This is a genomic window from Buttiauxella sp. 3AFRM03, from assembly GCF_003675305.1.
Lineage (GTDB): Bacteria > Pseudomonadota > Gammaproteobacteria > Enterobacterales > Enterobacteriaceae > Buttiauxella > Buttiauxella ferragutiae.
The window spans coordinates 1,311,628-1,334,695 of record NZ_CP033076.1 but is presented as its reverse complement, the minus strand read 5'-3'; the positions used below and the strand labels follow the sequence as shown (position 1 = coordinate 1,334,695).

The following is a 23,068-nucleotide window of genomic DNA, read 5'->3' as shown; positions in this document are numbered from 1 at the left end:
TTACTTCTGGAACCATTTTTCGTAGATGGTCTGATAAGTCCCATCTTTCTTCACTTTTTCCAGCGCCGTGTTGAACTTAGCCTGTAAATCAGTGTTGCCCTGACGAACCGCGATGCCCAGACCGGTACCGAAGTAACCTTTGTCTGTCACTTTATCGCCAATAGCGGCCAGTTTTGGTTCAGCTTTCAGCCATTCGGTCACGACAGCTGTGTCACCAAATACCGCGTCGATACGGCCATTTTGCAGATCCAGTTTCGCGTTCTGGTAGCTATCGTAAGGAACGGTAGTGATTTCCGGATGTTTATCCATGATGAATTTCTGGTGCGTGGTGCCGTTCTGTACGCCAACTTTCTTGCCTTTCAGCGCCGCAATATCAGCAACTTTACCTTTCTGGCCGATAAACAATGCAGAGTTATCGTAGTAAGGGGTGCTGAACAGAACTTGTTTTTCACGCTCTGGAGTGATGTCCATACCGGCCATAACCGCGTCGATACGACGGAATTTCAGGCTTGGGATCAGGCTGTCAAAAGACTGGTTTGAGAAAGTGCAGGTTGCATCAATTTCTTTACACAGTGCGTTTGCTAAATCGACATCAAAACCAACGATTTTATTGCTGGCATCCATAGATTCAAACGGAGGGTAAGACGCTTCCGTAGCAAAACGAATCGTTTGTGCAGCCGTCGCGGAAAGGCTCAGGCTGGCTAATAATGTGGCAAGCAGAACTTTTTTCATGGTTATTTTCCCGGATACATCAGTGTGACAGATAGAATTTAAACGCTTCGGTCTGTGGTTTTGCGAAACAACTCGCATCACTTTGTTCAACGATGTGGCCATTTTCCATGTAAACCACGCGGCTTGCGGTTTTACGCGCAACTTCCACTTCGTGGGTCACGATGACCTGAGTGATGTTGGTTTCAGCCAACTCACGAATAATGCTGACGATTTGTGCGGTGATTTCTGGGTCCAGCGCTGCGGTTGGTTCATCAAACAGCAGAATCTGTGGTTCCATCATCAATGCACGGGCAATCGCGACACGCTGCTGCTGGCCACCGGAAAGGTGGAGCGGATAGCGGTCCATGTAAGGTTTCAGGCGTAAACGCTCAAGCAGTTTATCTGCACGAAGGCGGGCTTCATCTTTGCTGATCCCAAGGACACGGCAAGGCGCTTCCATCAGGTTTTGCAGCACAGTGAGGTGAGGCCAAAGATTGTATTGCTGGAACACCATGCCCACATTGCGACGTAACTCACGAATGGCTTTATCGCCAGGCGCTTTTGTAAAGTCAAAATGGTTGTCTGCAATGGTGAGTTGCCCGGAGCGCGGCATCTCAAGCAGGTTGAGTACGCGCAAAAGCGAGCTTTTGCCTGCGCCGCTTGGACCAAGCAGCACCAGCGTTTCGCCCTGTGGGCAACTAAGGGTGATATCGAACAGCGCTTGATGTGCGCCGTAAAAACAATTAATGCCGTTTAGTTGAATACTCATGCGCATAACTTGAATAGCAATTGAAGCCGCAAAGGGTACCTTTAACAGAATAGTTATGCAATCTTTGTGCGTTAAAACCTAAAAATAACTACTCCCACGCCTTAAAGGTAGCACAATATAGCGGGGCGGGAGGGGGGCAAGAATAAATGTCGGAGTTATCAGAAAATTCCAGACTATTTACATGGGTTACCTTACCTCTCCCGCAGGGAAAATTACTCGGTTTCTATTGCCTGACGCAGGCTGCCAGAAGGCGCATGGCTGTTTATCCCGAGATAACGCACGTCATCGACCGCCCAGCACTGGCCTGCACGAATCATCAGCACCTCATCTTGCCAGCTTTGACTGCCTTTTGTGAGGTCCACTCGTAGCGGGATATTGCGCGCATCGGTGTTAGGAATAGTTGACGAAGAAGCCACTGTTGCACTGTCTGCACCATCTGCGTTGCTGGTAAACATGTTGCTGCGCATAAACTCATTTTGTGCATTTGGCGAAGCGCTGGCTTTTTGCATTTGTGCAGCAAGGTCATCACTCAGATACGGACGCAAGCCGGTAATGGCGCTGCTGCCCTGAGTTTTATGGCTTATCTGATAGTCGTAAAATTTCTGCGCCACGCTATCCGGGCCACCTTCAATACAAGGGCCGTTGCGGGTACCAATATCTTTAAACGCGGGTGTTACGGGGGTAGTACAGGCCGTGAGGAACATCGCGCACGGAAGAAGAACCAAAACTGAGCTGCGCATTTTTATTTCCTTATTTTCTCAGGAGGACTAACTTAGCATAGCGTATCGCTGTCAAAATGCGTGGCAGGTTCTACGCTAAGATATTGATCCAAAGAGAGGAGAAGCTTATGCAGTTTACAACGACCCCTACGCTCGAAGGGCAGAGCATCACAGAGTATTGTGGCGTGGTGACAGGGGAGGCGATTCTGGGCGCCAATATTTTTCGCGACTTTTTCGCTGGAGTCCGCGATATCGTCGGTGGCCGTTCCGGTGCATACGAAAAAGAGTTGCGTAAAGCGCGTGAAATCGCGTTTAGAGAATTGCAGGAACAAGCAGAAAGTTTGGGCGCTAATGCCGTAGTCGGTATCGATATTGACTACGAAACCGTGGGCAAAGAAGGGAGCATGCTGATGGTGAGCGTCACCGGTACTGCGGTGAAAACGCAACGATGAAAGGCCGTCTAGCCACATTTTTAATCGCGATTTTGCTGGCGGGGTGTGCCAGCAAACCTCAAGTTGCCGATAAAACCGTTGTTGATAAAGGCGATTTTAAAGTCGACACCAGCCACACTGCGCGGGCAGCTTATCCACGTGTGAAAGTGTTGGTTATTCACTACACCGCCGATGATTTTGCCGGTTCGTTATCCACGTTGACTGACCAAAATGTCAGTTCTCACTACTTGATACCCGATACGCCACCGACATCCGGCGGCAAACCGGTTATCTGGCAACTGGTGCCTGAAAGTGAACTGGCGTGGCATGCCGGGGTAAGTTTCTGGCGTGGTGCCACCCGCATTAATGACACCTCGATTGGTATTGAACTGGAGAATAAAGGTTTCACGCGCCAGGGCCGCGCAAAGCAGTTCTATCCGTTCAATGCGCCGCAGATCTCGGTGCTGGAGAAACTGGCGAAAGTGATTATCGCTCGCTATCAAATCCAGCCGCAAAACGTGGTCGCACATGCGGATATTGCCCCGCAGCGTAAAGTTGATCCTGGCCCGTTATTCCCGTGGCAGCAACTGGCACAGCAGGGCGTGGGTGCCTGGCCGGATGCTAACAGAGTTGCCTTTTATCTGAATGGCCGTGGTCCGTACCAACCGGTGGATAAACGAGGTTTGCTTGATTTGCTATCGCGTTATGGTTATCAGGTGACGCCTGAAATGACGTCGGAGCAGCAAAAGAGAGTGATTCAGGCTTTCCAGATGCACTTCCGTCCAAAAGAATATTCTGGCCAGCCGGATGCGCAAACGGAGGCAATTGCAGAAGCGTTACTTGAGAAATACGGGCAGGGGTAAACTCGTTATCCTTCAAGCTGCAATCAATACTACTGCGGCTTGAAGGATGGCGGGTCTGGTTAGCGGTGCAACGTACCGTGATCGCGTAACCACAGCGCGGTACGCCGAATGCCTTCATCTAACGTCACAATCGGCTGATAACCCAATTCTGTTTCTGCACGTGTGGTATCCAGCGTTAAATCAAAATTAAGTTTCGATACACCATAATGCGTTAGTGCAGGTTCCTTGGCGGATTTGTCGCCAAAACGCTCCATGCTGCGAGCGATAATATCCAGCATTGGATACGGAACAGAGCGAATGCGGCACTTAATCTCTAAGTCATCAATCAGCTTTTGCACGATAACGCGCAACGGGCGAGCTTCCATATTGGTGATGTTATACGCGCGCCCCGAGGGTAACGATTCGCAACGCTGAGAGGCGAGCCACATCGCATGCACCGCATTCTCAAGATAAGTCATATCCACCATCGCATCGCCGCCGCGTGGCAACAAAACGCTGCCGTAGTGGCGCATCATATGCACCAGGCGTGGGAAAAAGACTTTGTCATGCGGGCCAAACAAACTTTGCGGGCGCAAAATGGTGAAGCGTGTGTGCGGGTTTGATTGCGCTAACAGCTGAATCACTTCTTCACTGGCGGCCTTACTGCGGGCAAATTCGTTAGCAAAGCGGACAGGGCGAAATTCTTCGCTGATATTGCGATGGTGGTGGTAATCAAAGTAGAGCGACGGCGAGGAAATATGCACGAAGTTACGTACACCCCAGGCAACGGCCCATTCACCTAAGCGACGAGTGGCACGGACGTTAGCCAGATCGAACGCTTGCTGAGTCCCCCACGGTGAGGTGAAGCTCGAGCAATGCCAAAGCGTATCGACATCAGCCAGCATTACCTTGGCCTGCGAGGAAACCAATTCGGTAAGGTCAGCGTGAATAAACTCTGCACCCATTTTTTCCAGCAGTTTACCCATGGCTTCATTGCGCCCGGTAGCCCGAACGCTGATGCCTTTAGCGCAAAGAAACTCGACCGCGTTTCGGCCTAAGCCGCTGGTGGCGCCCGTTACCAGTACCTTCATGTCAACCAACTCATGATAATTGAGATTTACGCTGCGCATTTTTCCGTGAAATGGCAGCGCTTGCAATGGGAATACCAAAGATTAGGAGAACTTAACGGACTTTATATGACAATTGTTCGGAAAGTTGACAAATCCGTCGGGCCATACCACGGAAAATAAACAGATGCGCGGGGATCATCACCAACCAGTAGAACAAACCGGCTGTTCCGTGAGGATGCCACCATGCGCGTACATCAAGCGAACGATGCTTACCGTGGTCGCGTAAGGTGAATGAAAGCCTCCCAAGCCCTGGAGCTTTCATCCCAAATAACAGCGTCAGCTCTTTTTGCGGCTCAACAATAATCACTTTCCAGCTATCAACTTGATCACCGACTTCGAGCATGTCGCGTGGCGGACGGCCTTTTGCCAGTTTATGCCCGACTAACAAATCCATGTAGCCGCGGGTTTTCCACAGAATATTGCCGAAGAAATAACCCTCTTTGCCGCCAATCTGATTCACCACTTGCCATAAATCTGCCAGTTCAGCCGTGGTATTTAGCGTACAACCTGCTTGCTTCGGGAAGTAGCCATACTCGGGACGCCAGTGGGCAAAGGCCTGTGCGTCGTATCCCCAGTTTTGTGAATTCGCGAGTTTATTTTCGTCTTCAAGCGTGATGCGCACTGCATCATCAAAATTCAGGAGTTGTTGCGGGATCAACGCGCGTAATTCGCGATCGTCCGCCAGAAGATCGTGTTTTAACCCCTGGATCAGCGCCTTGGCAATGGTCGGCGGCACGGAGGTGATCATGTTCAGGAACCACACTGAGATCCAACTGGTCGGCAGCGGAATCGGGATCAACGGGCGGCGTTTGCCGCTAATCGCCATAAAGCGCTCGAATTGTTGTTGGTAGCTCAATACTTCAGGGCCAGCGGCTTCAAAGACACGGTTTTCCTGTGAAGGATGCTTCAGTAGTTCGACTAAATAATGCAGTAAATTCTCAAGAGCGATAGGCGTAGTACGTGAGCGAACCCAGCGTGGCGGAGTGAGTACCGGTAGGTTGTAAACCATATCGCGCATCACTTCAAAAGCGGCGGAACCCGCGCCGACAATGATCCCCGCACGGACTTCAGTTACCGGTACGCCAGCATCACGTAAAATATCGGCGGTAAGCTGGCGAGCACGCAGGTGCTCAGAATCACCATCACCTTCCGGGGCTTGCAGCGAGCTGAGAAATATCAGCTGTTTTACCGGATGCGCGCGCAGTGCATCGCGCAAGTTGAGCGCTGTCTGGCGTTCATGGGCCACGAAATCCGCTCCGTCGCCCATGCTATGCACCAGATAATAGAGCGTATCGACATCTTCCAGCAGCGCGGGGAGGGTCTCCGGCCATTGCAAATCGACATGGCGGCAGACGACCGAATCCCAGGGTTGTTTTTCCAGCCACTCAACCCGCCTTGCGGCGGCGGTAACATGATGCCCTGCCAGGGCAAGTTGCGGCACCAAATGCTGCCCTATATAGCCGCTTGCGCCGAGCACCAGAATATTTTGTGGCTGTGTCATCGTCCCTGAACCCTCACTTAGCGTTGTAAAAATGCCTGCCAGTGGGCAACCACTTCAGCCAGTTGTTGGCGATTCACATCAAGGTGCACGACCAGACGAGTGATTGGCCCTGCGCTCATCAGCACACCGCGTTCTTTCATGAACTTGCCAAGGCTTTCAGCCTGCTCAACCGGAACACGCGCAAACACCATATTGGTGTCCTGACGGGTCACATTGACGCCAATTTCACGTAATTCACCCGCCAGCCAGTGCGCGTTGTCGTGGTCTTCTTTCAGGCGCTGCACGTTATTCTCAAGAGCGTACAAACCTGCGGCTGCCAGAATACCGGCCTGGCGCATACCGCCGCCGACCATTTTGCGCCAGCGCGTCGCACGTTTGATGTATTCGTGGCTGCCGACTAACAAAGAACCAACCGGCGTGCCGAGGCCTTTTGAGAGGCAAATCGTGAAGGTGTCGCAGTAGCGCACCACTTCTTCCAGCGTGCAGCCATATTCCACCACGGCGTTAAAGATACGCGCGCCGTCAACGTGCAAAGCCAGATTATGGTTGCGGCTAAATTCCCAGGCCTGCTTCAGATACTCACGCGGCAGAACTTTGCCGTTATGGGTATTTTCGAGGCTGAGCAGTTTGGTGCGCGCAAAGTGGATATCGTCTGGTTTAATCTTCGCGGCGACTTTATCAAGCGGCAGTGAACCATCTGGATTAGCATCAATAGGCTGTGGCTGAATACTGCCTAACACCGCAGCGCCACCCGCTTCGTAGAGGTAATTGTGCGCCAGTTGCCCAACAATATACTCTTCGCCACGTTCGCAATGGCTCAACAGCGCCACCAGGTTTGCCTGGGTGCCGGTTGGCAGAAATAGCGCCGCTTCTTTGCCGCTAAGTTTGGCGGCGTAATCCTGTAGTTCGTTGACCGTAGGGTCATCACCGTAAACGTCATCGCCCGTTGGGGCTGCCATCATACGTTTGAGCATTTCTTCGCTCGGGCGGGTTACGGTGTCGCTGCGCAAGTCAATCACGGTCGATCCTTATTATTATCCTCAATTAAAGGAATGTTTTACCGGAACCAGTTGGTTTTCGCCAGTTCGATAACTTCATCACCGCGTCCGCTGATAATCGCACGCAGCATATACAGGCTAAACCCTTTGGCTTGTTCGAGCTTGATTTGCGGCGGGATCGCCAGTTCCTCTTTCGCCACTACCACGTCCACCAGAACGGGGCCGTCAATACTAAAAGCACGCTGCAATGCGTTATCCAGCTCCTCGGCTTTTTCAACCCGAATACCTGTGATTCCGCAGGCGTTGGCGATATTGGCAAAATTAGTGGCATGCAGCTCGGTTCCGTCAGTCAGATAGCCGCCTGCTTTCATTTCCATCGCCACAAAACCCAGCACGCTGTTGTTAAACACCACAATTTTGATCGGCAACTTCATTTGCACGACCGAGAGAAAATCGCCCATCAACATGCTGAAACCGCCGTCGCCACACATCGCGACAACTTGTCGGTTTGGTGCAGTGGCTTTTGCGCCAAGCGCTTGCGGCATGGCGTTGGCCATTGAACCGTGAGTGAAAGAACCTAACAGGCGGCGTTGGCCGTTCATTTTCAGATAGCGCGCAGCCCAGACCGTTGGCGTGCCAACATCACAAGTAAAAATGGCGTCTTCGTCGGCAAAGTGGCTGATTTGCTGGGCGACATATTGCGGATGGATAACGTTGCCATCGCCAGCTTGTGCCAGTTCATCCAGGCTTTCACGGGCTTCGCGATAGTTATCCAGCGCTTTGTCGAGGAAGCTGCGGTCGGTTTTTTCTTCCAGAAGTGGAAGCAGTGCCGCAAGCGTCGCTTTAACATCGCCAATTAACGCCATGTCCACTTTACTGTGAGCGCCGATACTGCCAGGGTTGATGTCTATTTGAATAATTTTCGCGTCCGTCGGGTAGAACGCGCGATACGGGAATTGGGTGCCAAGCAAGATCAGCGTGTCGGCATTCATCATGGTATGGAACCCGGACGAGAAGCCAATTAAGCCGGTCATACCGACATCATAAGGGTTGTCATACTCAACATGCTCCTTGCCGCGTAGCGCGTGAACAATCGGCGCTTTAAGGGTGGCGGCAAACTGCACTAATTCTTCATGCGCACCGGCACAACCGCTACCGCACATCAGAGCGATGTTGTCGTTATAGCGCAGTAATTGAGCAAGCTTTTTAAGCTCTTCGTGTGCCGGAATAACGACCGGTTGTGGCGCGGAATACCAGTGCGTGCTGGCGGTTTCTGGCGCGGGTTTTAACGCCACGTCGCCCGGTAAAACTATGACTGACACGCCACGATTAAGCACCGCTTTGCGCATCGCAATCGCCAGTACCTGGGGAATTTGTTCCGGGGATGACACCAGCTCGCAATAGTGGCTGCATTCGCGGAACAACTCTTCGGGATGGGTTTCCTGGAAATAACCGCTGCCAATTTCACTCGACGGAATATGTGCGGCAATCGCCAGCACTGGAACGCGGTTGCGGTGGCAGTCAAACAGGCCATTGATTAAATGCAAGTTACCAGGCCCGCACGAACCAGCACAAACCGCCAGTTCGCCGGAAAGATGCGCTTCCGCGCCTGCGGCAAACGCCGCGACTTCTTCATGGCGGGTGGGCATCCACTGGATAGTGCCCATGCGGTTCAGGCTGTCACTCAGGCCATTGAGGGAATCGCCAGTGACACCCCAGATACGTTTAACACCTGCGCTTTCGAGAGTTTTTGCCAGATAAGCGGCTACTGTCTGTTTCATTACTGCTCCTTGTCACGATTCAGTTAACGTAAACAAGCTTAGTCAAGGAAACAGAAGATACGGAGCAGAAAGTGCCACTCAAAATCAGAGTGGCACTAGTGGGATCAAGCGAGAACTAAATCACCTTGCGGATGGCAACAGCAGGCCAGCACATAACCATTAGCAATGTCAGTGTCGGTCAGAGTCATCGTGCTGCTGACCGTGTAATCACCGGATTCGACTCGGGTTTTGCAACTTCCACAAACTCCTGCACGGCACGCGGCATTGACCGGAACACTGTTGCTTTCCAGCGCGGCTAGCAAGGTGCTGCCGACTGGTGCGTAGAACTCACGCAGCGGCTTTAAAGTGGTGAACTTCAAACCGTTATCGACGGGCGCTGCGACGGGGGTGAAGAATTTCTCCGAATAAAATTCACTGACGCCCAATGCTTTGACTTCTTTCTCAACCATTTCCATATAAGGCGCAGGGCCGCAGGTCATGACAGTACGCGAGGCAATGTCCGGAACGCTAGCCAGAATGTTATGCGTCAGGCGTCCAGCGATAAAACCATGCGTCGCATTATTCTCAGCAACCAGCGTCACCTGATAATTACGCCACTCCTGCGCAAAGATGACGTCTTCCGGTGAGCGGACGTTATAAATAACCTGTACATCGGCTTGTGGGCGATGTTTTGCTAACCAGCGGCGCATCGCCATAATTGGCGTTACGCCACAACCTGCCGCTAATAACAGGAAACGTTCGGCAGCCAGCTCTTCGCAGGTAAATTCCCCCTGGCCTTCTGACAACCACAGGTAATCACCGACCTTCACTTCTTGTGTCAGCCATTGTGAGCCAACGCCATTCTCGATACCACGGATAGTCAACGTCATGAACGGGCTGAGTCCTGGTGTCGAAGAAATCGTGTAAGCGCGTAGTGTTTCGTCACTATTACGAATACTCACCAGCGCATATTGCCCGGCCTTGTAGGGATAAAAGTCGTGATTAATCAGCGACAGCGTCCAGACATCCGGCGTTTCCTGGTGAATATGGTGCACCTGCATACGATGCGGGCACAGTGGCGTTGGCATAGTCATGGTTGCTCCTTATGCGCTCATCAGCTGTTCAATATCTTGCTCAACGGTGGTAATGGCACGCAGGCCAAACTTCTCGTTCAGAACAGCTAACAGATTTGGCGTCAGGAAGCCTGGAGCGGTCGGGCCGGTGACGATGTTTGTCACGCCCAGCGACAGCAGGGTAAGAAGGATGACAATCGCTTTTTGCTCAAACCAGGACAGAACCAGGCTTAACGGCAAATCGTTGACGCCACAGCCGAGTTTTTCTGCGAGGGTGACAGCAAGAATAATCGCCGAATAAGCATCGTTACATTGACCGGCATCTACCAGGCGCGGCAAGCCTTCGATGTCACCGAAGTCCAGTTTGTTAAAACGATATTTACCGCAGGCAAGGGTCAGAATCAGGCAATCTTTCGGCACGCTGGTGGCGAAGTCGGTGAAGTAACTACGTTCGCCGCGCTCGCCGTCACAACCGCCGACCAGGAAGATGTGGCGCAGTTTTTCGCGGCTGACTAAATCAATCAGTGTATCGGCAGCACCCAGCAGAGTCTGGCGACCAAAGCCGACGGTGATCAGATGTTCGATTTCGCTGTACGGGAAGCCTGCCATTTGTTGCGCCTGGGTAATCACTGAGGTGAAATCATCGCCTTCAAGGTGACTAACGCCCGGCCAGCCAACGATGCTGCGAGTCCAGATGCGGTCGGTATAAGAGCCGACTTCTGGGTTAATGATGCAGTTGGATGTCATCACTATTGGGCCAGGGAAACGGGCAAATTCGCTCTGTTGATTCTGCCAGCCGCTGCCGTAGTTACCGACCATATGCTTGAATTTACGCAGTTCCGGATAACCGTGTGCTGGCAGCATTTCGCCATGGGTGTAGACGTTTACGCCTGTGCCTTCAGTCTGTTCCAGCAGGTTGTAGAGATCTTTCAGGTCGTGGCCGGAGATCAAAATACATTTGCCTGCAACCGGACGGACATTCACTTGCGATGGGGTCGGATGGCCGTATTTTTCGGTTTCACCGTGATCCAGAATGCTCATCACTTTGAAGTTCATCTGGCCGATTTCCATCGAGCATTCCAGCAGCGCGCCCATATCTGCAGGCCAGGTGCCGAGCCACGCCATAATTTTATGGTACTGCGCGTAGATGTCGTTGTCGTACTGTCCGAGTACATGGGCGTGTTCCATGTACGCTGCGGCGCCTTTCAGGCCGTACAGGCATAACAGGCGCAGACCAAGAATATCTTCACCGATTTCTGCTTTATCACGGTTTGGCGAGAATTCTGCCGCCTGGCGTTGCAGGTCGCCCAAATCGCTGCTGACCAGTTGCAGTTCAGCCATTGGGTTAGTGACGGTGGCGTTTGGGTTAATCGCCAGAGTGCGTGCTTTCAGGCTTTCGCGCAGCGCGATGGCTTCTTGCGCGTAACCGACAATGCGTGGCGAGTCGAAGTTAACGTTAGTGAGGGTAGAGAAGAAAGCGCGTGGCGCAAAGTTGTCGATATCATGGTCGATAATGCCGGCTTCACGTGCGGCAATCGCCCATGCAGACAGCCCCTGTAATGCAGCAATCAGCAGATCCTGGAGATCAGAAGTTTCAGCCGTTTTGCCACACATCCCCTGAGCGTAAGAGCAGCCGTTGCCAGCCGGGGTGCGGATTGTTTGTTCACATTGCACACAAAACATAATCGTACCTTTTAAAGTTATATTTAATATACATCTTTAAGGTTATGCTCAGTACTGCACCGGGAAAAGGTATTTTTAATGCAACTTAAAAGGAGATTGATTTAGCGCAATTTTGGCGGCAGGAACCTACCGCCAATGAGGTATCAGGAGGCGAAAAAAGCCATTAATAGCGGAGTCAGTAAGCTGAGGATAAAGCCGTGAACAATCGCCGCCGGGACAATTTCCAGACCGCCACTGCGTTGCAGTACCGGGAGTGTGAAATCCATTGATGTTGCGCCGGACAACCCGAGAGCGGTTGAACGACTGCGGCGCACCAGACCGGGAATCAACATGATGGCAATCAGTTCCCGCGCCAGGTCGTTGAAGAACGCCGCGCTGCCGATCACCGGGCCATAAGATTCCGTTATCAAAATACCGGAAAGTGAATACCAGCCGAAGCCTGACGCCATGGCTAAGCCGGTTTTGATTGGCAGGTCGAGAATAAAGGCGTTGATGACGCCGCCCGCCATTGAGCTGAGCACCACAACAACGGCGACAATCATGCCGCGGCGATTTAATACGATCTGCTTTAATGTCATGCCGCTATTACGCAGTTGAATCCCCACCAGTAATAACAGGAAAATTAGCGTGTATTCACTGGCGTCTGTAGCGTGTTGCAGAATCGGCCATGCCGTTAGACCGAGTGCAAATCCTGCAATCACCACGCCGCACAGTTTGAGAGATTCCAGCGCCATCGCTATGCGCGAAGGAAGCTTTTCTTGTTCATGATTGTGTCGCCATGGCATAGAGCGCTCAAGCCACAGCAACGCTGCCGCATTGCAAAGCAATAACACCACAACGCTAACCGCAGCATATTGAAATATCGCCAGCAGGTTACTGGCCAGGTTATCGAGAAATGCGAGGCTGATGCCCATGAAAAATAGAATGACATAAACAATCCAGCTCAGCAGGCGATTAATAAGCTTGAGCAGACTGGTTTGTTTTAATGGAATGAGATAACCGACGATCAGCGGTACTAAGATAATTAACAATCCCGAAAACATGGTGCGGACAATCCTTGCAAAAAAAGTAACGGCGTATGTCACACTACCCAAAGAAAGGGAATGAGTAAAGCTACGAAAAAAGAGGTTTTTTATGCAGATTACATGCGGCGGGATAAAGCTTTTGGCGTAGGGCAGAAGAATCCGCCCTACGCGAGTCAATTAGTGACGTTTTTCCAGCAATGTGCGGTAGATAACGCCGCCCAGGATACCGCCAATAATTGGCATCACCCAGAATAACCACAGCTGTTGTAAGGCCCAACCCCCCTGGAAGATAGCCACCGCAGTACTACGCGCTGGGTTCACAGAAGTATTGGTCACTGGAATGCTGATCAAGTGAATCAACGTCAGTGCCAGGCCGATAGCAATCGGTGCAAAACCGGCGGGAGCAAATTTATCTGTTGCGCCATGAATAACAATCAAGAAGCCGCAGGTTAATACGATTTCAATAATGATTGCTGACAGCATGGAATAATGGTCTGGTGAATATTCGCCATAGCCATTTGAAGCAAAGCCACTAGCCGCTGCATCAAAACCACTTTTACCGCTGGCAATTAAATAGAGAATACCGGCAGCCACGATGCCGCCAATAACTTGTGCAACAAGATAGCCAATGACTTCTTTGGCAGGGAAACGACCGCCGGCCCATAAACCCAGAGTAACAGCAGGGTTAAAGTGACCACCGGAAATATGACCGACAGCATAAGCCATCGTTAATACGGTTAAGCCAAAAGCTAATGCAACCCCAGCAAAACCTATTCCTAATTGCGGATAAGCCGCCGCCAGTACCGCACTCCCACAGCCACCAAATACTAACCAAAATGTACCAAAAAATTCTGCCGCTAATTTCCTAAACATAACCACCTCTGCATTTCAAAAAATTGAATTCCGGGCGAGGTATATAATGGCACCTACCCGGTTATTGTTTGTTACAACCATGAAAGAAGTAACGTTAATAATAAAAGAGCAGTGATATTAATGAGTTCGCTAAGTCAGTGCTAGCCTATTAAATCCTCATAAATTGACGTGGGGCAATGCGATGCCATTATTTTCAATAACATACGTGTGATTGAGTAAAGTGTTTATTAATAAACAAGAATCCTCTTGGATTGAAATTGTTTTACGACACTCAGATAAATAGTAGGTAATAATGGAAAAATCGGCTGTTTTTTTATTGTATAAAGTTTGGCCGAGATGTACGCATAATCTGTCGCTATACTCGAACTATGCAGCCGGTCAGGTAAAGGAAAGCGCATCAACCAATCTGGAGGGGTTATGTTTCTTGAGCGTGTAGAGATTGTCGGATTCCGGGGGATTAACCGCCTTTCGTTAATGCTTGAACAAAATAACGTGCTGATCGGTGAAAACGCCTGGGGTAAATCCAGCCTGCTGGACGCATTAACGCTATTATTGTCGCCGCATCAAACGCTCTATCACTTCAATCGCGATGATTTCTATTTCCCGCCCGGGGACGTACAGGGCCGGGAACATCATTTACATATTGTACTGACCTTTCGGGAAACCGCGCCCGGCCATCATCTTGGCCGACGTTATCGTTCGCTTGCGCCGGTATGGGTTGCTGGTGAGGAAGGTTTTCATCGCATTATGTATCGGCTGGTGGGGGAGCTCGCGGAAGATGGTTCTATTCTGACGCTGCGCAGTTTCCTCGATGAGAAAGGCCATGCTATCGAACTTGATGACATTGACATTTTTGCCCAGCAAATCATCCGCCTCAATCCAGTATTACGTTTGCGTGATGCGCGTTTTATGCGGCGTTTACGCAATGACAGCATTCCCGCCATGCCAGACACCGAAATGACCGCCCGCCAGCTTGATTTTCTGGCGCGTGAACTGGTTTCGAGTCCACAAAATCTTACCGATGCGCAGCTGCGGCAAGGTTTGTCGGCGATGGTGCAATTGCTTGAGCACTATTTTGCTGAGCAAGGTGCTACCGCGCATCAACGCTTGTTACGTCGCCGCTCGCACGATGAACAACGCAGCTGGCGTTATCTGGACATCATCAACCGCATGATCGACAAACCCAACAGCCGCACTCATCGAATGATTTTACTGGGGATGTTTTCAACCTTGCTGCAGGCTAAAGGCAACGTGGTTCTGGATAAAGACGCGCGGCCATTGCTGCTGGTGGAAGATCCTGAAACCCGACTGCACCCGATTATGTTGTCGGTGGCCTGGCATTTGCTCAATCTGCTGCCGCTGCAAAAAATCACCACTACCAATTCGGGCGAATTGCTATCGCTCACGCCTGTCGAGAACGTTTGCCGCCTGGTGCGTGAATCGTCAAGGGTTGCGGCCTGGAGGCTCGGCCCTGGCGGCATGAATGCAGAAGACAGCCGTCGTATTGCCTTTCATATCCGCTTTAATCGCGCTTCTTCATTGTTTGCCCGCTGCTGGCTGTTGGTTGAAGGGGAAACGGAGGTGTGGGTGATGAACGAACTGGCACGTCAGTGCGGGCACCATTTCGATGCCGAAGGGGTGAAAGTTATCGAATTTGCGCAGTCGGGTCTGCGCCCATTGATCAAGTTTGCACGGCGCATGGGCATTGAATGGCATGTGCTGGTGGATGGCGATGAAGCGGGGAAAAAATATGCGTCAGTGGTGCGTGGTATTTTGGAAAATGATCGTGACCAGGAACGTGAGCATCTTACCGCGCTCCCGGCGATGGACATGGAACACTTCATGTATCGTCAGGGATTTTCCGATGTGTTCCATCGCGTGGCGCAAATCCCCGAAAACGTACCGATGAATATGCGCCGCGTTATTGTGAAAGCTATTCATCGCTCTTCCAAGCCCGACTTAGCGATAGAAGTGGCGATGGAAGCGGGGAGGCGTGGAGTCGATGCCGTGCCGTCACTGTTGCGAAAAATGTTCTCGCGAGTGTTATGGCTGGCGCGTGGCCGGGCTGATTAGCCCGGCGGTTAATTCATAGCCGCTGCTCGATTTGCTCCATCATCTCATCTAGTAAACTGTAGCGGCGGCGGTACTCCGCGCGCTTTTTGCTGGCAATATCTTCAACAGGTTTGCGGGCCACTCCCAGTGGCAACTCAAAGTAGCCTTCTGGGGTTAATTCGCCGCTCATCGATTCCCAGAAACTATCGTAATCGGCATGGATTTTGCCCTGCTTCTTTTTTGCATAACGCCACGAGCGATAGATATGTGCGCGGTTACTCACGGCCAGAATCTGGTTCACCCCTAAATGACGAGCTAACAAGCAAGCCGCTTCCAGCACCAGGCGTTTCGGGAATAATCCGTGACATGCTTTGGTCGCGACCTGGATATATTCATGTGGGATATCACTTTTGGCACCCTGCAAGCCACCAATAAACAGCGTCGATTTCTGCTGGTGACAGCATAGGGTGAAGGTCAAGCCTGCTAAAACAACGCCATCGTGGCGGGTCAGTGTTAGTGTGGCTTCACCTTCTTTATCGACAAAGGGGTCGGCGCGGAAATCAAGATGGTAGAAGTTCTCATCTTTACCCGTTATTGTTGCCAAACGTGCTCCGTCAACTGAGTAGTGTTGTAGTAACAAGCGTTTCGGCAGTGCTGCGTTCAGTACGCGGTAGTGGAAAGACAATGCGCTTGCCGCCGCCTTACGGTTAAAATTCACCGATAAATAAGGGCGATGAAGACGACAAGGTAACCCTGGTTGCACCGCCAGCAATTTTTCCAGCAAAGGTTGATGCAATAAATCGTTCAACAAGCGAGCGGTAGAAAGTGGGCTGGTCAGTGAACGCAGGACGAATTTTCGACGATAGGCTGGGTTCTGCCACGCAATCCCCGGCGTCCATTGTCCCTTTGCTAAAGAAAGAAACAACCGCCAGCCATTGAGTTGAGCTGTTGATCGGAATTCGTTTTCGGCAATTGACGACATGATTGAAACCTGGTTGAGAAACATTGGGGTTATTTCACCATTTGTGAATTCAACGTAGGTTCAATCACCGTAAGGCCGATACGGGTTTACAACTTTTGTTGATACTTCATTTAATTAGTCAGTCTTTTTGCAGGATACCTATGAGATTCAAGGGAAAAATAAAAAAACGCTATTGGCTTCTGGGCCTGTTAGTTCTGTTGTTGGGCGTCTGGCTGTGGAAGTTTCTGAACGCGCCGACGCCGGTTTATCAGACGATGATTGTGCGCAAAGGCGAGTTGCAGCAAAGCGTGCTGGCAACGGGGAAGCTGGATGCATTGCGCAAAGTTGATGTCGGTGCGCAGGTCAGTGGGCAGTTGAAAACGCTGTCGGTGAACATCGGCGATAAAGTGAAAAAGGATCAGCTGTTGGGGGTTATCGATCCCGAACAGGCACAAAATCAGATCAAGGAAGTTGAGGCAACGTTAATGGAGTTGCGCGCGCAGCGGCGGCAGGCTGTGGCGCAGGCAAAACTTGCACAAGTGACGCTGAATCGCCAGAGAGCACTGGCCAAAACTCAGGCTATATCACAACAAGATCTCGATACCGCAGTGACCGATCTTGAAGTGAGGCAAGCACAAATTGGCACCATTGACGCGCAAATCAAACGCAATCAGGCCTCTTTAGACACCGCGAAAACCAACCTCGATTACACGCAGATTGTTGCACCTATGGCGGGTGAAGTGACCGAAATCACCACCAAACAAGGCCAGACAGTGATTGCCGCACAGCAAGCGCCAAACATTCTGACGCTTGCCGATCTGGGTACCATGCTGGTGAAAGCACAGGTTTCTGAAGCTGACGTGATTCATCTTAAACCAGGCCAAAAAGCCTGGTTCACCGTGCTGGGCGACCCTCTAACACGCTATGAAGGTTTGTTAATCGATATTCTGCCAACGCCGGTGAAAGTGAACGATGCGATTTTCTATAACGCACGTTTTGAAGTCCCGAATCCGCAAGGGGTATTGCGCCTGGAAATGACCGCGCAAGTGCATATTCAACTCGGTGGCGTGAAAGAGGTGCTAACCATTCCGCTTGCAGCACTGGGCGAGCCGGTAGGGGATAACCGTTACAAAGTGTCAGTGCTACGTAATGGTGAAACTCGCGATCGTGAAATTACCATCGGTATGCGCAATGACACCCAGGTACAGGTTGCTACGGGTTTGACTGAAGGCGAAGAAGTGGTGATTGGCAAAAGCACCGCCGGGAGCGCCCCATGACAGCACTGCTTGAGCTGCGTGATATTCGCCGTAGCTATCCGTCGGGTGACGAACAAGTTGAGGTGCTAAAAGGCGTTAATATCACCATTGAAGCGGGTGAAATGGTGGCGATTGTCGGGGCGTCGGGTTCTGGCAAATCAACGCTGATGAATATCCTCGGCTGCCTCGATAAACCCAGCAGCGGCAGTTACAAAGTGGCCGGGCAAGATGTCGCGTTGCTTGATAGTGATGCGCTCGCCACGCTGCGGCGTGAACATTTCGGTTTTATCTTCCAGCGCTATCACTTGCTCTCGCATTTGAATGCTACGCAAAACGTCGAAGTCCCGGCTGTGTATGCCGGAACGGCGCGAGTTTATCGTCAACAACGGGCGCGCGCTTTGCTGATGCGTCTGGGGCTTGCGGATCGCGTCGATTATCTGCCGTCACAGCTTTCTGGTGGCCAGCAGCAACGTGTCAGTATCGCTCGCGCGCTGATGAATGGCGGGCAGGTGATTCTTGCCGATGAACCGACAGGCGCGCTGGATAGCCATTCTGGTGAAGAAGTGATGGCCACACTCAAGCAACTGCGCGAGCTGGGCCATACGGTTATTATTGTGACGCACGACCCGACGATTGCCGCGCAGGCGCAGCGCGTCATTGAAATACGTGACGGGGAAATTATCAGTAACCCGCCGTCGGTCTCTCAACCACCCGCGGCCCAGAAAGAGCTGAAAACCCAACCGGTTAACTCGCCATTTCAGCAGACCATCAGCAGCTTCCGTGAAGCTCTGACCATGGCCTGGCTGGCGCTGGCGGCGAATAAAATGCGCACGCTGCTGACGATGCTGGGGATTATTATTGGTATCGCGTCAGTGGTGTCGATTGTGATTGTCGGTGATGCGGCTAAACAGCTGGTGTTGCAGGATATTCGCTCCATCGGCACTAACACCATTGATGTCTATCCCGGCAAAGATTTTGGTGATGACGACCCGCAATACCAGCAAGCGCTGAAATACGACGACCTGGCGGCCATCAGCCAGCAACCGTGGGTTAGTTCAGCCACGCCTTCGTTGTCGAGCAATTTACGCGTGCGCTATGGCAACGTTGATGCCGCCGCCAGCGTCAATGGTGTCAGCAGCCAATATTTTAATGTCTACGGCATGACGTTTAGCGAAGGCAATACCTTCAACGATGAACAACTCACAGGCCGTGCGCAAGTGGTGGTGCTCGACAGCAATACCAAACGGCAGTTGTTCCCTGATAAAGCCAAAGTGGTTGGCGAAATCGTGCTGGTGGGGAATATGCCTGCGACGGTTATCGGCGTGGCGCAAGAGAAGCAGTCAATGTTTGGCAGCAGCAAGATTCTGCGTGTCTGGTTGCCGTATAACACCATGGCGGGTCGTGTGATGGGGCAAAGTTGGCTGAACTCGATCACGGTGCGGGTGAATGAGGGCTATAACAGCCACGAAGCCGAGCTGCAGCTCAATCGTTTGTTGCAGCTACGTCACGGTAAGAAAGATTTCTTCACCTACAATATGGATGGCCTGTTGAAAACGGCGGAAAAGACCACACGTACTCTACAGATGTTCCTGACATTGGTGGCGGTCATCTCATTGCTGGTGGGCGGGATTGGCGTGATGAATATCATGCTGGTGTCGGTAACGGAGCGTACCAAAGAGATTGGTATCCGCATGGCAGTGGGCGCTCGCGCCAGTGATGTGTTGCAGCAGTTTTTGATTGAAGCTGTGCTGGTGTGTCTGGTGGGTGGTGCGTTGGGGATTTCGTTATCTCTGCTGATTGCCTTCACGTTGCAACTGGTTTTGCCGGGCTGGGAAATTGGTTTCTCACCGATGGCGTTGTTCACCGCATTTGCTTGTTCGACCGCAACAGGAATTATTTTTGGTTGGTTACCGGCGAGAAATGCGGCGAGATTGAACCCAATTGATGCGCTGGCGCGTGAATAATTTTCATCTGAGATATGACGATTGGTTATAGACCCGAAATAAAAATGCCAGCTCGTGGGCTGGCATTTTGAACTGGGGATGTACACAATGAAACAAAAGGGTCAGGCGACCGCTGCTGCCTCGAGTTCCAGAGGCACAATCAAACTAGCGTGATTGCCTTTTGGCCCCTGATGTACATCAAACCTGACAGTTTGTCCGGCTTTAAGCGTTCTGTAACCATCCATCTGAATGGTGGAGTAATGCGCGAAGATATCTTCGCCGCCGCCTTCTGGGCAGATAAAACCGAACCCTTTAGCGTTATTGAACCATTTAACAGTACCCGTCTCCATGCTTCTACATCCTTCGTAAATCTTATAAGTGAGATGGAATGAACCGGTGGGGTGAGGGCGGGCTGTTCAAAACCTCGCCACCTCACGCTTGTACAATGTAGATAATTTAACCATGTCGTCAAGCGTTGCACGGGGGGTAAGAATGAAAATGAGTCAAAAATTTGAAGCAGTTAACGCTATTGTGATTAATGTGACAGAACTCTCTATTGTTAGTGACTGTGCCTTTTTAACACGATGACTCGCGTTCACTGAAAGCGTATTACACTCAACCTATGGGCTTCGCCTTAATGACAATGGGCGATTTAACATGATGACGATTTGCAATGGGTAAGACGAACGATTGGTTGGATTTCGACCAGCTGGTGGGTGACAAACTGCGCGAAGCGCTAAAGCCACCGTCGATGTATAAAGTGATGTTAATGAACGATGACTACACGCCGATGGAATTTGTTATTGACGTGCTGCAAAAGTTCTTTTCTTATGATGTAGAACGTGCAACGCAATTGATGCTCACTGTGCACTATCAGGGTAAAGCTATCTGTGGCATTTTTACTGCAGAAGTAGCGGAAACCAAAGTCGCGTTAGTGAACCAGTACGCAAGGGAGCATGAGCATCCGCTGCTGTGTACGCTAGAAAAAGCCTGAAGAAGGCAAAATTTGGGGGAGGTGCCTATGCTCAATCAAGAACTGGAACTCAGTTTAAATATGGCTTTCGCCAGAGCGCGCGAGCACCGACATGAGTTTATGACTGTCGAGCACCTGTTGCTGGCTTTGCTCAGCAACCCGTCAGCTCGCGAAGCGCTGGAAGCGTGTAGCGTAGATCTGGTGGCGCTACGACAGGAACTCGAGGCCTTCATCGAACAAACCACACCGGTTCTGCCAGCCAGTGAAGAAGAGCGTGATACTCAACCTACGCTTAGCTTCCAGCGTGTGCTGCAACGTGCGGTGTTCCACGTCCAGTCTTCTGGTCGCAGTGAAGTCACTGGCGCAAACGTGCTGGTGGCTATTTTCAGCGAACAGGAATCCCAGGCAGCGTATCTGCTGCGTAAACATGAAGTCAGCCGCCTTGATGTGGTGAACTTTATCTCTCACGGTACACGTAAAGACGAACCTAATCAGGCACCGGGTGCAGATAATCCGGTCAATGAAGAGCAAGCAGGCGGGGAGGAACGTATGGAAAACTTCACCACCAATCTCAACCAGCTTGCACGTGTGGGAGGGATCGATCCGCTGATTGGCCGCGAGAAAGAGTTAGAGCGCGCCATTCAGGTTCTGTGCCGTCGCCGTAAAAACAACCCGCTGTTAGTGGGTGAATCAGGCGTAGGTAAAACGGCGATTGCTGAAGGTCTTGCCTGGCGTATTGTGCAGGGCGATGTTCCGGAAGTGATTGCCGATTGCACCATTTATTCGCTGGATATCGGTTCGCTGCTGGCGGGTACCAAATATCGTGGTGACTTTGAAAAACGTTTCAAAGCGCTGCTAAAACAGCTCGAACAGGATCAAAATAGCATCCTGTTTATCGATGAAATTCATACCATTATCGGTGCGGGTGCCGCGTCCGGTGGGCAAGTTGATGCCGCAAACTTGATTAAGCCGCTGCTGTCGAGTGGCAAGATCCGGGTTATCGGTTCAACCACTTACCAGGAATTCAGCAATATCTTCGAAAAAGACCGTGCTCTGGCGCGTCGCTTCCAGAAAATTGATATTACTGAGCCAAGCGTTGAAGAAACCGTGCAGATTATTAACGGCCTGAAACCGAAATACGAAGCGCACCACGACGTGCGTTATACCGCGAAAGCGATTCGTGCGGCGGTGGAACTGGCGGTGAAATATATTAACGATCGCCATCTTCCCGATAAAGCGATTGACGTTATCGACGAAGCCGGGGCTCGCAGCCGCCTGATGCCGGTGAGTAAACGTAAGAAAACGGTCAATGTCTCAGACATTGAAACCGTGGTCGCACGTATTGCCCGTATCCCTGAGAAAAGCGTATCAGCGAGCGACCGCGATACGCTGCGTAGCCTTGATGACCGCCTGAAAATGCTGGTGTTTGGCCAGGATAAAGCTATTGAGGCGTTAACCGAAGCCATCAAAATGAGCCGTGCCGGATTGGGGCACGATCACAAGCCTGTCGGTTCATTCCTGTTTGCCGGGCCAACAGGTGTCGGTAAAACGGAAGTCACCGTGCAGCTGGCGAAATCACTGGGCATCGAATTGCTGCGCTTTGATATGTCGGAATACATGGAACGCCATACGGTGAGCCGTTTGATTGGCGCACCTCCTGGTTACGTTGGTTTCGACCAGGGCGGCTTGTTGACGGATGCGGTTATTAAACATCCTCACTCTGTGTTGCTGCTCGATGAAATCGAAAAAGCGCACCCGGATGTCTTTAACCTGTTATTGCAGGTGATGGATAACGGTACGCTGACCGATAACAACGGGCGTAAAGCGGATTTCCGTAACGTGATTCTGGTGATGACCACTAACGCCGGTGTACGTGAAACTGAGCGTAAGTCTATTGGCTTGATTCGTCAGGACAACAGCACTGACGCGATGGAAGAGATCAAGAAGATCTTTACCCCAGAATTCCGTAACCGTCTGGACAACATTATTTGGTTCAACCATCTGTCTACAGATGTGATTCACCAGGTAGTCGACAAGTTTATTGTTGAGCTTCAGGTGCAGTTGGATCAGAAAGGTGTGTCGCTGGAAGTGAGCCAGGAAGCCCGTGATTGGCTGGCAGAAAAAGGCTATGACCGCGCAATGGGCGCACGTCCAATGACGCGTGTTATTCAGGACAATCTGAAGAAACCGCTGGCGAACGAACTGTTGTTTGGTTCCCTGGTGGATGGTGGGCAAGTGACGGTAGCTCTGGATAAAGAGAATCAGAAACTGATTTATAATTTCCATGGTGCGCAGAAACATAAACCGGAAACGGCTCATTAATCCAAAGTACGCAGATATAAAAAAAGGCCAGGTTAATCACCTGGCC

The 23,068-nt window shown here is 51.3% G+C and carries 20 protein-coding genes; 7 read left to right on the top strand and 13 right to left on the bottom strand.

Translation table 11 applies throughout. The features are described from left to right. The 3 genes from artI to D8682_RS07810 form a co-directional block, all read right to left on the bottom strand. Positions 1-732: an arginine ABC transporter substrate-binding protein ArtI gene (gene artI / locus D8682_RS07820; protein WP_064548301.1), complete on the bottom strand. Its 732-nt coding sequence runs from the start codon at positions 730-732 to the stop codon at positions 1-3. A gap of 19 nt (positions 733-751) precedes the next feature. After that, positions 752-1,480, bottom strand: a complete 729-nt coding sequence (artP, locus tag D8682_RS07815; protein ID WP_121815661.1) for an arginine ABC transporter ATP-binding protein ArtP — start codon at positions 1,478-1,480, stop codon at positions 752-754. A 212-nt stretch (positions 1,481-1,692) separates the two neighbouring features. Then, positions 1,693-2,220, bottom strand: coding sequence for a lipoprotein (locus tag D8682_RS07810; protein WP_121813970.1), 528 nt, complete (start codon positions 2,218-2,220; stop codon positions 1,693-1,695). Between the two features lie 107 nt (positions 2,221-2,327). Here D8682_RS07810 and D8682_RS07805 point away from each other — a divergent pair, with 107 nt between their 5' ends. Next, the gene (locus tag D8682_RS07805) at positions 2,328-2,651 is read left to right on the top strand and encodes a heavy metal-binding domain-containing protein (RefSeq protein WP_064548296.1); all 324 of its coding nucleotides are present in this window, start codon (positions 2,328-2,330) and stop codon (positions 2,649-2,651) included. Beyond that, on the top strand, positions 2,648-3,493 hold the full coding sequence (locus D8682_RS07800; RefSeq protein WP_064548294.1) for an N-acetylmuramoyl-L-alanine amidase: 846 nt from the start codon (positions 2,648-2,650) through the stop codon (positions 3,491-3,493). Before D8682_RS07805 ends, D8682_RS07800 begins: the two co-directional genes overlap by 4 nt. 59 nt (positions 3,494-3,552) lie before the next feature. On the opposite strand, the gene D8682_RS07795 is transcribed toward D8682_RS07800, so the two are convergent. From D8682_RS07795 to aqpZ, 8 genes are all read right to left on the bottom strand, one after another. Continuing rightward, positions 3,553-4,563 carry an NAD(P)-dependent oxidoreductase gene (locus D8682_RS07795; protein WP_064548319.1) on the bottom strand — a complete coding sequence of 337 codons (1,011 nt, stop codon included), beginning with the start codon at positions 4,561-4,563 and terminating at the stop codon, positions 3,553-3,555. Between the two features lie 91 nt (positions 4,564-4,654). Continuing rightward, positions 4,655-6,103 carry an SDR family oxidoreductase gene (locus tag D8682_RS07790; protein ID WP_121813969.1) on the bottom strand — a complete coding sequence of 483 codons (1,449 nt, stop codon included), beginning with the start codon at positions 6,101-6,103 and terminating at the stop codon, positions 4,655-4,657. A gap of 17 nt (positions 6,104-6,120) precedes the next feature. Continuing rightward, complete coding sequence (ltaE, locus tag D8682_RS07785; protein ID WP_121813968.1) at positions 6,121-7,122, bottom strand: low-specificity L-threonine aldolase; 1,002 nt, start codon at positions 7,120-7,122, stop codon at positions 6,121-6,123. Between the two features lie 38 nt (positions 7,123-7,160). Continuing rightward, the gene (gene poxB, locus D8682_RS07780; protein WP_064548288.1) at positions 7,161-8,882 is read right to left on the bottom strand and encodes a ubiquinone-dependent pyruvate dehydrogenase; all 1,722 of its coding nucleotides are present in this window, start codon (positions 8,880-8,882) and stop codon (positions 7,161-7,163) included. A gap of 104 nt (positions 8,883-8,986) precedes the next feature. Next, a complete protein-coding gene (gene hcr / locus D8682_RS07775) occupies positions 8,987-9,955 on the bottom strand; it encodes an NADH oxidoreductase (protein WP_121813967.1) in 969 nt (322 codons plus the stop codon). Between the two features lie 9 nt (positions 9,956-9,964). Further along, entirely contained in the window at positions 9,965-11,617 is a 1,653-nt protein-coding gene (hcp, locus tag D8682_RS07770; RefSeq protein ID WP_121813966.1) for a hydroxylamine reductase, read from the bottom strand. 143 nt (positions 11,618-11,760) lie between these two features. Further along, positions 11,761-12,660 (bottom strand): lysine exporter LysO family protein, encoded by a 900-nt coding sequence (locus D8682_RS07765; RefSeq protein ID WP_121813965.1) that lies wholly within the window; start codon positions 12,658-12,660, stop codon positions 11,761-11,763. Positions 12,661-12,819: 159 nt separating this feature from the next. Next, positions 12,820-13,515, bottom strand: a complete 696-nt coding sequence (gene aqpZ, locus D8682_RS07760; RefSeq protein ID WP_121813964.1) for an aquaporin Z — start codon at positions 13,513-13,515, stop codon at positions 12,820-12,822. A 417-nt stretch (positions 13,516-13,932) separates the two neighbouring features. Here aqpZ and D8682_RS07755 point away from each other — a divergent pair, with 417 nt between their 5' ends. Further along, entirely contained in the window at positions 13,933-15,588 is a 1,656-nt protein-coding gene (locus tag D8682_RS07755; protein WP_064548278.1) for an ATP-dependent endonuclease, read from the top strand. A gap of 13 nt (positions 15,589-15,601) precedes the next feature. On the opposite strand, the gene D8682_RS07750 is transcribed toward D8682_RS07755, so the two are convergent. Then, positions 15,602-16,549 carry a VirK/YbjX family protein gene (locus D8682_RS07750; protein WP_121813963.1) on the bottom strand — a complete coding sequence of 316 codons (948 nt, stop codon included), beginning with the start codon at positions 16,547-16,549 and terminating at the stop codon, positions 15,602-15,604. Positions 16,550-16,689: 140 nt separating this feature from the next. On the opposite strand from D8682_RS07750, the gene macA reads away from it, so the two are divergent. Together macA and macB are read left to right on the top strand one after the other, a co-directional pair. Beyond that, positions 16,690-17,805 carry a macrolide transporter subunit MacA gene (gene macA, locus D8682_RS07745; RefSeq protein ID WP_121813962.1) on the top strand — a complete coding sequence of 372 codons (1,116 nt, stop codon included), beginning with the start codon at positions 16,690-16,692 and terminating at the stop codon, positions 17,803-17,805. Then, positions 17,802-19,748 carry a macrolide ABC transporter ATP-binding protein/permease MacB gene (gene macB, locus D8682_RS07740; protein WP_064548272.1) on the top strand — a complete coding sequence of 649 codons (1,947 nt, stop codon included), beginning with the start codon at positions 17,802-17,804 and terminating at the stop codon, positions 19,746-19,748. Before macA ends, macB begins: the two co-directional genes overlap by 4 nt. Positions 19,749-19,849: 101 nt before the next feature. Here macB and cspD read toward each other — a convergent pair whose 3' ends face one another. Then, positions 19,850-20,077: a cold shock-like protein CspD gene (cspD, locus tag D8682_RS07735; RefSeq protein ID WP_064548270.1), complete on the bottom strand. Its 228-nt coding sequence runs from the start codon at positions 20,075-20,077 to the stop codon at positions 19,850-19,852. A 323-nt stretch (positions 20,078-20,400) separates the two neighbouring features. Here cspD and clpS point away from each other — a divergent pair, with 323 nt between their 5' ends. Together clpS and clpA are read left to right on the top strand one after the other, a co-directional pair. After that, complete coding sequence (gene clpS / locus D8682_RS07730; protein WP_034456405.1) at positions 20,401-20,721, top strand: ATP-dependent Clp protease adapter ClpS; 321 nt, start codon at positions 20,401-20,403, stop codon at positions 20,719-20,721. 27 nt (positions 20,722-20,748) lie between these two features. Continuing rightward, on the top strand, positions 20,749-23,022 hold the full coding sequence (clpA, locus tag D8682_RS07725; RefSeq protein WP_064548268.1) for an ATP-dependent Clp protease ATP-binding subunit ClpA: 2,274 nt from the start codon (positions 20,749-20,751) through the stop codon (positions 23,020-23,022). Positions 23,023-23,068 lie beyond the last annotated feature (46 nt).

What these genes read in the sequence shown, in the direction of transcription:
- artI (WP_064548301.1), bottom strand. Translation starts at nt 732, where the DNA reads ATGAAAAAAGTTCTGCTTGCCACATTATTAGCCAGCCTGAGCCTTTCC.
- artP (WP_121815661.1), bottom strand. Translation starts at nt 1,480, where the DNA reads ATGAGTATTCAACTAAACGGCATTAATTGTTTTTACGGCGCACATCAA.
- D8682_RS07810 (WP_121813970.1), bottom strand. Translation starts at nt 2,220, where the DNA reads ATGCGCAGCTCAGTTTTGGTTCTTCTTCCGTGCGCGATGTTCCTCACG.
- D8682_RS07805 (WP_064548296.1), top strand. Translation starts at nt 2,328, where the DNA reads ATGCAGTTTACAACGACCCCTACGCTCGAAGGGCAGAGCATCACAGAG.
- D8682_RS07800 (WP_064548294.1), top strand. Translation starts at nt 2,648, where the DNA reads ATGAAAGGCCGTCTAGCCACATTTTTAATCGCGATTTTGCTGGCGGGG.
- D8682_RS07795 (WP_064548319.1), bottom strand. Translation starts at nt 4,563, where the DNA reads ATGAAGGTACTGGTAACGGGCGCCACCAGCGGCTTAGGCCGAAACGCG.
- D8682_RS07790 (WP_121813969.1), bottom strand. Translation starts at nt 6,103, where the DNA reads ATGACACAGCCACAAAATATTCTGGTGCTCGGCGCAAGCGGCTATATA.
- poxB (WP_064548288.1), bottom strand. Translation starts at nt 8,882, where the DNA reads ATGAAACAGACAGTAGCCGCTTATCTGGCAAAAACTCTCGAAAGCGCA.
- hcr (WP_121813967.1), bottom strand. Translation starts at nt 9,955, where the DNA reads ATGACTATGCCAACGCCACTGTGCCCGCATCGTATGCAGGTGCACCAT.
- hcp (WP_121813966.1), bottom strand. Translation starts at nt 11,617, where the DNA reads ATGTTTTGTGTGCAATGTGAACAAACAATCCGCACCCCGGCTGGCAAC.
- D8682_RS07765 (WP_121813965.1), bottom strand. Translation starts at nt 12,660, where the DNA reads ATGTTTTCGGGATTGTTAATTATCTTAGTACCGCTGATCGTCGGTTAT.
- aqpZ (WP_121813964.1), bottom strand. Translation starts at nt 13,515, where the DNA reads ATGTTTAGGAAATTAGCGGCAGAATTTTTTGGTACATTTTGGTTAGTA.
- D8682_RS07755 (WP_064548278.1), top strand. Translation starts at nt 13,933, where the DNA reads ATGTTTCTTGAGCGTGTAGAGATTGTCGGATTCCGGGGGATTAACCGC.
- D8682_RS07750 (WP_121813963.1), bottom strand. Translation starts at nt 16,549, where the DNA reads ATGTCGTCAATTGCCGAAAACGAATTCCGATCAACAGCTCAACTCAAT.
- macA (WP_121813962.1), top strand. Translation starts at nt 16,690, where the DNA reads ATGAGATTCAAGGGAAAAATAAAAAAACGCTATTGGCTTCTGGGCCTG.
- macB (WP_064548272.1), top strand. Translation starts at nt 17,802, where the DNA reads ATGACAGCACTGCTTGAGCTGCGTGATATTCGCCGTAGCTATCCGTCG.
- cspD (WP_064548270.1), bottom strand. Translation starts at nt 20,077, where the DNA reads ATGGAGACGGGTACTGTTAAATGGTTCAATAACGCTAAAGGGTTCGGT.
- clpS (WP_034456405.1), top strand. Translation starts at nt 20,401, where the DNA reads ATGGGTAAGACGAACGATTGGTTGGATTTCGACCAGCTGGTGGGTGAC.
- clpA (WP_064548268.1), top strand. Translation starts at nt 20,749, where the DNA reads ATGCTCAATCAAGAACTGGAACTCAGTTTAAATATGGCTTTCGCCAGA.